This window comes from Rhodococcus sp. IEGM 1379, from assembly GCF_030056815.1.
In the GTDB taxonomy this organism is placed as follows: Bacteria; Actinomycetota; Actinomycetes; order Mycobacteriales; family Mycobacteriaceae; genus Rhodococcus_F.
The window spans coordinates 1-10,073 of the sequence record NZ_JASHKR010000123.1 but is presented as its reverse complement, the minus strand read 5'-3'; the positions used below and the strand labels follow the sequence as shown (position 1 = coordinate 10,073).

Genomic DNA, 10,073 nt, shown 5'->3' with positions numbered 1-10,073 from the left:
CAAGGACAGCCCGGAGGGCCGGGCTGCCATCGTCGCCGGCGCACGCGAGTCCGTGAATCGGCGCGAACAACTTCTGGTCCTGCATGTCGTCGACGACATCAATCTCGCCGAAGCCGACGAAGACAGCGCGGCTCTGCGCGGAGAGATCCAATCAGCGCTCGACGCCGGAGGATTCTCCGAGACACCGTGGGAACTACACACGACGGAGCATGACGGTGACCCGGTCACTGCGTTGGTCCAGCTGACCGAGTCCACGGGTGCGGGGCTCTTGATCGTCGGAACGCGTCGCATGTCACCCATTGGCAAGTTTCTCTTGGAACGGCCGCTCCAGCGCCTTCTCCTCGAAGTCGAGGTACCGATTCTCGTCGTCAAGGATCCCCTACCCGAAGAGTGAGCTCCATCACATCGGATCGGAGTTCTCGTTTGTAGGCTGATGCCATGCCTGAACCTGAGCTCGACATCATCGTCTACGGAGCGAGCGGCTTCGTCGGAAAACTCCTGGCCGAGTATCTGGTGAAAAATGCGCCGGCCGGAATCAAGATCGGTCTCGGTGGTCGCTCGCTCGAAAAGCTGGCTGCAGTCCGGGCGAGGCTCGGCGACGCTGCTGCTGAACTCCCTCTGGTCCTTGCCGACGCCGACGACCCGACCGCACTGAAGGTTCTTGCGATGCGAACCCGCGTCGTTGCCACGACCGTTGGTCCGTACGCAAAGTACGGACACGCGCTGGCTCAGGCCTGCGCTGCTGCCGGCACCGACTACGTCGATCTCACCGGCGAAGTCCTCTTCCATCGGGACAGCATCGACGCCAATCACGACCTTGCGGTGTCCACCGGCGCACGCATCGTCCACTCCTGTGGATTCGATTCCATCCCTTCGGATCTCGGCGTTCACGTCCTGCACAAGTTGGTTCAAGCCGATCATGCCGGCGAGATGACCGACACCACGTTGGTCGTAACCTCACTGCGGGGCGGCATCAGCGGCGGCACCATCGATTCACTCCGCAATCAGATCGACGAGTCGAAAGACGATGCGCGCCTGAGGAAATTGGCCGCGTCGCCGTACTCGCTGAGCCCTGACCGTGAGCGCGAACCGGATCTCGGTCGCCAGAGCGACGTGACGGTCGTCGACGGCCGGAAGATCAGCCCTTCCTTGAAAGGATGGAAGGCGCCGTTCTTCATGGCGTCCTACAACACCCGCGTCGTCCGGCGGAGTAACGCACTGCGGGACTGGGCCTACGGCAAGAAATTCAAGTACAGCGAGGTGATGAGCGTCGGATCATCCGTTATCTCACCAGTGGTTGCCGGCGGCGTTGCTGTCGGACTCGGCGCTCTGATTGCCGGGCTGGCACTTCCCCCGACGCGATTCCTCCTCGACAAAGTACTCCCCGCGCCCGGTGAAGGTCCGAGCGAGGACGCGCAGAAGAAGGGGCATTTCACGCTCGACGTCTTCACAGTCACCACCACCGGAGCCCGGTACCGATCACGCGTCCGGGCGCAAGGCGACCCCGGATACAGTGCAACGGCAGTGATGCTCGGCGAATCAGCGTTGAGCTTGGCAGTCGACAGTGCTGAATTACCCGCCGGCACATCACTACCCGACGCCGCCGGCGTTCTGACCCCTGCCACAGCGTTGGGCGATGTCCTGGTCGAGCGTCTGCGCAGCGCAGGTTTCGAAATATCGGCCAAGAAACTCTGACCGGGCAGCTTCGATGTCGGCTTCCTCAGCGAGTCGGGATATAGTTCTGGGCAGTGATGCTCGGCGAATCAGTGCCGAGCACTGCTGCCAACAACACAGAATTGCCCCGAAAACGCAGCATTACCCAACGCTGCGGACGTCCTCACCCCGGCCACAGCCGGGGAGAAGTCCTGGTCGAACGTCTGTGTCGTGCAGATTTCGAGGTCTCCGCGGGCCGAGTGTGATGAATCCATCGAGGCTCTGTCCCCCCGCGAGATACTCACGAGTAACATTGATTGCGGTTCATGGCACCCGTCGCGGTGCTCCGATTTCGGAAAAGTGAGGCTATTCATGACTGAGCGCGTTCAGGTCGGCAGTCTGCAGGTTGCGAAGGTTCTCTACGACTTCGTTGTCGAAGAGGCACTTCCCGGCACCGGTGTAGACGCCGAAACGTTCTGGGCCGGCGCTGACAAGGTCATCACCGAGCTCGCCCCGAAAAACCGCGTGTTGCTTGCCAAGCGTGACGATCTGCAGGCACAGATCGATCAGTGGCACCGCGACCACTCCGGCGCTCCCCTCGACGCCGCCGCCTACAAGGCTTTCCTGCAGGAAATCGGCTACCTTCTGCCGACGCCGGCCCCGTTCTCGGTCACCACAGCAAATGTGGATACCGAAATCACGTCGACGGCCGGCCCGCAGTTGGTCGTCCCGATTCTCAACGCACGCTTCGCACTCAACGCATCCAACGCCCGTTGGGGCTCGTTGTACGACGCGTTGTACGGCACCAATGCCATCTCCGAGGAGAACGGTGCCGAAAAGGGTTCGGGCTACAACAAGGTTCGCGGCGACAAAGTCATCGCGTGGGCACGTGAATTCCTCGACGCCGCAGCACCTCTCGTGTCGGGATCGCACGCCGATTCCACGACGTACGCTCTCGACGGCAGCGACCTCAAGGTCACGCTCGCCGACGGCACCGTCACGACACTGGCTCAGCCGGAGAAGCTTGTCGGCTACCTCGGTGAGAAGGACGCGCCCACCAGCATCTTGCTGCGTAACAACGGATTGCACGCCGAGATCCAGATCGACGCTGCGTCCCCGATCGGCAGCACGGACGCAGCCGGCGTCAAGGACGTCGTACTCGAGTCTGCTGTCACCACGATCATGGACTTCGAAGATTCGGTCGCTGCTGTCGACGCCGACGACAAGGTTGTCGGCTACCGCAACTGGTTGGGCCTCAACCGTGGCGATCTCTCCGAGGAGATCAAGAAGGGCGCCAAGTCCTTCACCCGCACCCTCAACGGTGACCGCAAGTACACGGCCGTCGACGGTAGCGAACTCAGCCTGCACGGCCGTTCACTCCTGTTCGTCCGCAACGTCGGACACCTCATGACCAACCCCGCGATCCTCGACGCCGAGGGCAACGAGGTTCCCGAGGGCATCCTCGACGCCTTGATCACCAGCGCCTGCGCTGTTCACGGCCTGACGATCAGCGAGGCCAACGGCCCGCACGACAACAGCCGCACCGGTTCGATCTACATCGTCAAGCCCAAGCAGCACGGTCCCGAAGAAGTTGCCTTCACCACCGAACTGTTCGGTCGCGTCGAGCAGGTCCTCGGCTTGCCCGAGAACACGCTCAAGGTCGGCATCATGGACGAAGAGCGTCGTACGACGGTAAACCTCGCTGCCTGCATCAAGGAAGCGAGCGACCGTGTTGTGTTCATCAACACCGGCTTCCTCGACCGCACTGGCGACGAGATCCACACCTCCATGGAAGCCGGCGCGATGGTGCGCAAGGGCGAAATGAAGAAGCAGAAGTGGATCGGCGCCTACGAGGACTGGAACGTCGACACCGGCTTGGCCTGCGGCCTGCAGGGCAAGGCGCAGATCGGCAAGGGCATGTGGGCCATGACCGAACTGATGTCAGACATGCTCGAGCAGAAGATCGGCCACCCCAAGTCGGGCGCCAACACCGCGTGGGTTCCCTCCCCCACCGGTGCAACCCTGCACGCGACGCACTACCACCGCGTTGACGTCTTCGCTGTTCAGGAAGGACTGAAGGGCAAGCCGCGCGCAACTGTTGACGACATCTTGACCATCCCGCTCGCACCGCGCACCGACTGGACGGACGCAGAGAAGAAGGAAGAACTCGACAACAACTGCCAGTCCATCCTCGGCTACGTCGTCCGCTGGATCGACGCGGGCATCGGCTGCTCCAAGGTCCCCGATATCCACGATGTCGCACTCATGGAGGACCGCGCGACCCTGCGCATCTCGAGCCAGTTGCTCGCCAACTGGTTGCGTCACGGCATCGTCAGTGAGACGGACGTCGTGTCCGCTCTCGAGCGCATGGCACCGGTTGTCGACCGTCAGAACGACGGCGACGCCGAATACCGCAACATGGCAACGGATTTCGATTCCAACATTGCATTCCAGGCAGCCAAGGAACTGATTCTGGAGGGCGCGAAGCAGCCCAGCGGATACACGGAGCCGATCCTGCACCGTCGTCGCCGCGAGTACAAGGCCGCCAACGCCTGATAGCTCCCGACGCATTCCGAACGGCCTCGACACCGAAGTGGTGTCGGGGCCGTTCACGTTTGATCATCACTAGACTGGGCAGAACACAATCTTCGAGCGACCGAGGCGGGCAACGTACGTGGGCGAACATCGCGGCGGTTCAAGCGCCAGAGGCATCAGCAAGGGTCCGATCTTCGTAGTCGTACTGATAGTGCTGATCGTGGCGGGTTTTTTCGGGTGGAAAGCGCTCGGTAGTCGCATCGCCGATCAGGGCGAGCAGGCAGCGGGGACGTGCGTCGAGGGTGGCAAGACGCTCGATGTCACCGCAGATCCGTCCATTGCCCCGCAGATCGAAGAGTTGGGAAAGCGGTACACCCTGACCTCGCCCGTAGTTCGTGACCACTGCATCACCATTGCCGTACACGGCGCGCCGACTCCTGCTGTCGGTGCTGCACTCGCTGCCGGTGCTCAATCGACCTGGGATGCCTCAGCACTCGGGCCGCGCCCCGGGCTGTGGGTCGCACAGAGTTCGTTCGATACTGCTCCACTGGCCGGCCAGTCGGTAATGAACGGCGAACCGCGATCACTCGCAACGTCGCCGCTCGTCCTGGCCGTCAGTCCTGATACGGCTGCCGAGTTGAAATCCGCAGGCGCCGCCTGGAAGTCGCTGCCATCCGAGTTGACGATGGCACTTCCCGTCGGCAGTACCGAGACCGTCATGGCAACTCAAGCCGTCGCCGCCGACGTATCGGGAGCCGGAGCTGGTCCGGTCACCACTGAGCAGGCTCGCTCCAGCCCGGTAACCTCCGCGTTGACCACCCTGGCACTTCAATTCCAGACCTTGCCGAACCCGCCGGCCACCACTGCCGACGCCCTGGCTGCCTTGTCCAGCGGAGCGCAGGATAACGTCAAAGCTGTTCCCACAACCGAACAGTCGATCGCACAATCCGCGAACCCCGCTATGACGGCGTACTCCCCGATCGGTGCTACGCCCGTCGCCGACTACCCGGCCGTCGTCGTTTCCGGCGCCGGTATCGACGAAACGTCCTCGCGCGCGGCAGCCCAATTCTCCGAGTACATGCGCGAAGCTGCGTCGTCGAAGATCTTCGTGGACTCCGGATTTCGAGTGGAAGGTCAGGGCGACCCCAACCTGGGAGCGCTGCCGCTGACGCGAATCGCATCCACACTGGTGCCGGCCTCCGCAGAGACCGCAGCGGTTCTCGGCAATGTCGTGGCCAATCCGGTCTCGGTGCGCAGTGCAAGCATCGTGATGGACACGTCGACTCCGATGGGTGTCGACGACGGCGGTCGATCGCGACTGGCCAATATCGTCACGGCTCTCGAGGCTCAACTCGGCCGCAGTCCCGACGCGTCGGATGTCGGACTGGCCGCGTTCAACACCACTGAGCGAGTCCTGGTTCCGGGCGCTCCCCTGTCGGCTCCCGATCATCGCGGTGCGCTCACTGCTGCCTTGAACGGGTTACGCGCCGAAGGAAAGTCCGCCAAATATCCGGCGCTGGCAGCGGCGTACAAGGTGGCGGTAGACGGATACGACTCAGGCCGCACCAACTCGGTTCTCCTCGTCACCTCGAGTTCCACTGACGAATCCACGATGACCCGAGCCGAATTGCTCAGCGCAATAGCCGCGGCAGGCAACGCTTCTCGCTCGGTTCACGTGGACATCCTGGTTGTCGGTGCCGGCAATGACATCTCCACCCTCCAAGACGTATCCGACCGGACAGGGGGAACGTTGATTCGCGTGGATTCGACCGCCGACCCCGCATTGGCCGGCGCCGTCGCGAAACTGCTGTCCTGATGGCACGTCTCGCTGCATTTGCGGTAGTGCTTGCCCTTCTGACGTGGTTCCTGCATCGCAGGCTTGTCCGGGCCACCGGGATGTCGACGCGCTGGGCTCGCATCACCGATGCACTGTTGGTGCTGTTGGGTCTGCTGACGCTTATCGGGATGGGCAGCGGCGAGATTTTCCCGACGTCGTGGGCACGTCCGGTCGGATTTCTCGGCTGGGTCTGGTTGGCGTCGTGGTTGTATCTGATCCCGGGATTGCTGATCATCGGATTGATCGCCGGGATCAATCGACTGGTGCGCAAGCGCGGCGGTCAACCCACCGAAGTCGATCCTGCCAAGCGCCGTACCTTGCAGTTGGCTGCAGCAGCAGTCGCACTCACTGCTTTCGGAACGGCTGGATACGGAGTTCTCGAGGCGTCGAGTCCCCGGGTCACGCGTGTACGCGTGCCGCTCGCGCGTCTACCGGAAGCTTTCGCCGGTTATCGGATCGCCCTGATCACGGATCTGCATGTCGGTCCGGCACGTGGAGTTGATTTCACTCGCAAGGTCGTCGAGATCGTGAACTCACAGGATGTGGACCTGATCGCGATCTCCGGTGACCTGGTGGACGGAACCGTAGCCAAGGTCGCTCCGGACCTGGCGCCCCTCGCCGATCTTCGTGCGCCGGACGGAGTTTTCGGTGTCAGTGGCAATCACGAGTTCTACGCCGACGACGGCGGAAAGTGGCTCGACGTGTGGGACAGCTTGGGAGTCACCACACTTCGCAACAGTCGATCCTCGATAAACCACGGAGGGGCCTCCATCGACATCGTCGGAATTCACGATTACACGTCGCCCGAACCGTATGAACCGAACCTCGGAAAAGCCTTGGAGGGCCGTAACCCCGAAACGTTTGCTCTGCTCCTGGCACACGAACCGCGTCAAGCGATTGAGGCATCTGAGCTGGGAATCGACCTACAACTGTCCGGCCACACTCACGACGGGCAGATGTGGCCGCTGCGTTACCTTGTTCCGCTGCAACAACCTTCGGTGCACGGCCTGGATAAAATCGGTAACACCGTTCTGTACACGACCCGCGGTGCCGGAGCGTGGGGACCACCGGTGCGGGTGGGCGCACCGCCGGAGATCACCGTTCTCGAACTGATTCGCGAACCGTGACCTCCAGCGGCGAGTGAAAAACTAGTTACCCGCGAACGCTTCGATCGGCGGGCATGAGCAGACCAGGTTGCGGTCGCCATGAGCACCGTCGATACGACGCACTGCCGGCCATACCTTGGGCCGAGCCTTGCCACGTGGGAACACTGCGATCTCACGTGAGTAGGGGTGATCCCACTCGGCTGCAATGCTTCCGGCGGTGTGCGGAGCACCGCGCAGCGGGTTGTCCTCGACGGTCCATTCGCCGGCTGCGACGCGATCGATCTCGCCGCGAATGGCAATCATCGCTTCGCAGAACTCGTCGATTTCTTCGAGGTTTTCGCTCTCGGTGGGCTCGACCATGAGAGTGCCGACCACGGGGAAGCTCATGGTCGGGGCATGGAAACCGTAGTCGGCCAGACGCTTTGCAACGTCGTCGACGGTAACTCCGGTGTCCTTGGTCAGACCGCGCAGGTCGAGGATGCACTCGTGCGCGACCATGCCGTTTTCGCCGGTGTAGAGAACCGGGAAGTACTCGTCGAGACGACGAGCGATGTAGTTGGCGGACGCGATAGCCGTCAGGCTCGCGCGGCGCAGGCCTTGCGCTCCCATCATTCGGATGTACGTCCAGGTGATGGGCAGGATGGATGCGCTGCCGTACGGAGCGGCGGAGATTGTTCCCCGGCCGCCCAGTTCAGGCGCCATGGGATGTCCGGGCATGAACGGTGCGAGGTGTGAACGAACACCGATCGGTCCGACGCCGGGGCCACCGCCGCCGTGCGGGATGCAGAAGGTCTTGTGCAGGTTCAAGTGGCTGACGTCGCCGCCGAAACGACCCGGACGAGCAAGGCCGACAAGAGCATTGAGGTTCGCGCCGTCGACGTACACCTGTCCGCCGGCGTCGTGTACTGCTGCGCAGATGTCCGAGATCTCGTGCTCGTACACGCCGTGGGTGGACGGGTACGTGATCATGATCGCGGCGAGACGCTCGGCGTGATCGGCAATCTTGGCACGCAGATCGTCGACGTCGACGTCACCGTTGGGACGGCACGCGACAACCTCGACCCGCATTCCGGCCATGACGGCCGAAGCGGCGTTGGTGCCGTGGGCGCTGGACGGGATCAGGCAGGTGTCGCGGTGATCGTCGCCGCGGCTGAGGTGGTAGTTGCGGATCGCGAGCAGACCCGCGTACTCCCCCTGACTGCCGGCGTTGGGCTGCAGGCTCACGTTGTCGTAACCGGTGACCGCAACGAGCCAGTCTTCGAGATCCTTGATGATCTTGAGCAGTCCGGGTGCGTCGGAGGTGGGCGCAAACGGGTGAATGGCATTGAATGCGGGCCAGGTGATGGATTCCATCTCGGCGGTCGCGTTGAGCTTCATGGTGCAGGATCCCAGCGGGATCATGCTGCGGTCGAGCGCAATGTCCTTGTCAGACAACGCACGCAGGTAGCGAAGCATCGCTGTTTCCGTACGGTAACGGGTGAATGCCTCACGCTGCAGGTAGTCCGACGTGCGCTCCTGAGCGACCGGAACAGAGTTACCTTCGGCGTCGATGGCAACAACAGCGTCGTCGATGCCGAACGCGTCGAGGACTGCGAGTACGTGATCTGCGGTGGTTGCTTCGTCGCAAGAGATACCGACGTGGTCGGCGTCGACCAGTCGCAGGTTGATGCCGGATTCCTTGGCAGCAGCCACGACATCGGCGGCCTTGCCCGGGACCTGCGCCAGAACGGTGTCGAAGAACGAATCATGAACGACGGTCACGCCGCCCTCACGCAGGCCGGTGGCCAGTGCATTCGCTCGCGCACCGACGCGCAACGCAATCGCCTTGAGTCCCTCGGCGCCGTGGTAGCTCGCATACATCGCAGCGAGAATGGCGAGGAGCACCTGGGCGGTACAGATGTTGGATGTCGCCTTTTCGCGACGGATGTGCTGCTCACGGGTCTGCAGCGCGAGGCGGTAGGCCTTGTCTCCGTCGGCGTCGATGGAGACACCGACCAAACGGCCGGGCAGCTGACGAGCATGCTTGGCGTGTACGGCCAGGTAGCCGGCGTGCGGTCCGCCGTAACCCATCGGAACACCGAAACGCTGGGTCGTGCCGAAGCACGCGTCCGCGCCGAGTTCACCGGGCGAGGTAATCAACGTCATCGCAAGAAGATCGGCGCCGACGGCAACCAGTGCGCCGCGCTCGTGAGCCTCCGCGATAATCGCGGTGTAATCGACGACGCGGCCCGATGCACCCGGGATCTGAGCGATGATTCCGAAGAACTCACCTTCGGGCAGACCCTGGGTAAGGTCGGCGGAGACAATTTCGATACCGAGCGGCTCGGCGCGCGTCTCGATGACAGCCAACGTCTGCGGGTAGATGTCTGTGTCAACCACAAATCGAGGCGACTTGCTGCGGTTCGCGCGGCGAAGCAGGGTCATGGCTTCAGCTGCTGCGGTGGCCTCGTCGAGCATCGACGAGTTTGCGAGTTCCATGCCCGACAGGTCGGACACCATCGTCTGGAAGTTGAGGAGAGCTTCGAGGCGGCCCTGGCTGATCTCGGGCTGATACGGCGTGTACGCGGTGTACCAGGCCGGGTTCTCGATGATGTTGCGCAGCAACACCGGCGGAGTGAGAGTGTCGAAGTAGCCGAGACCAATCATCGAGGTGGCCACGGTGTTCTGAGCGGCGAGGGCCGTCAGCTCTGCGAGAGCTTCGTGCTCACCGACAGGAAGCGGAAGCGCGTCGAGCCCATCGGCAATTCCGCCGGGGGCGGCGTCGAGGATGACAGCGGGAACGGCCTTGGTAGCGAGATCGTCGAGAGAATCGACCCCGATCAGTTCAAGGATGCGCGCGAGTTCCGCGGCGTTCGGACCGACATGGCGGTCGGCAAAAATACGGCTTGCAGCGTCGATCACGACAACTCCCAGACAGATCGGAGGATCAGGACACACACCGA

At 62.8% G+C, this 10,073-nt stretch carries 6 protein-coding genes; 5 read left to right on the top strand and 1 reads right to left on the bottom strand.

Going from position 1 to position 10,073, the window contains the following annotated elements; genetic code table 11:
• The 5 genes from QM600_RS27910 to QM600_RS27890 form a co-directional block, all read left to right on the top strand.
• The coding region (locus tag QM600_RS27910; RefSeq protein WP_283265001.1) for a universal stress protein at nt 1-394 on the top strand (394 nt) is incomplete at its 5' end.
• 44 nt (nt 395-438) lie between these two features.
• On the top strand, nt 439-1,695 hold the full coding sequence (locus QM600_RS27905; RefSeq protein ID WP_283265000.1) for a saccharopine dehydrogenase family protein: 1,257 nt from the start codon (nt 439-441) through the stop codon (nt 1,693-1,695).
• A 330-nt stretch (nt 1,696-2,025) separates the two neighbouring features.
• Nucleotides 2,026-4,209, top strand: coding sequence for a malate synthase G (locus tag QM600_RS27900; RefSeq protein ID WP_283264999.1), 2,184 nt, complete (start codon nt 2,026-2,028; stop codon nt 4,207-4,209).
• A gap of 118 nt (nt 4,210-4,327) precedes the next feature.
• Entirely contained in the window at nt 4,328-6,004 is a 1,677-nt protein-coding gene (locus tag QM600_RS27895; RefSeq protein ID WP_283264998.1) for a vWA domain-containing protein, read from the top strand.
• Nucleotides 6,004-7,152 carry a metallophosphoesterase gene (locus tag QM600_RS27890; protein WP_283264997.1) on the top strand — a complete coding sequence of 383 codons (1,149 nt, stop codon included), beginning with the start codon at nt 6,004-6,006 and terminating at the stop codon, nt 7,150-7,152. Before QM600_RS27895 ends, QM600_RS27890 begins: the two co-directional genes overlap by 1 nt.
• Before the next feature lie 21 nt (nt 7,153-7,173).
• On the opposite strand, the gene gcvP is transcribed toward QM600_RS27890, so the two are convergent.
• Complete coding sequence (gene gcvP, locus QM600_RS27885; protein ID WP_283265002.1) at nt 7,174-10,032, bottom strand: aminomethyl-transferring glycine dehydrogenase; 2,859 nt, start codon at nt 10,030-10,032, stop codon at nt 7,174-7,176.
• Nucleotides 10,033-10,073: the final 41 nt, after the last annotated feature.

Bases quoted from the DNA above. Each gene is read 5' to 3' on its own strand.
- QM600_RS27905 (WP_283265000.1), top strand. From the start codon at position 439: ATGCCTGAACCTGAGCTCGACATCATCGTCTACGGAGCGAGCGGCTTC.
- QM600_RS27900 (WP_283264999.1), top strand. From the start codon at position 2,026: ATGACTGAGCGCGTTCAGGTCGGCAGTCTGCAGGTTGCGAAGGTTCTC.
- QM600_RS27890 (WP_283264997.1), top strand. From the start codon at position 6,004: ATGGCACGTCTCGCTGCATTTGCGGTAGTGCTTGCCCTTCTGACGTGG.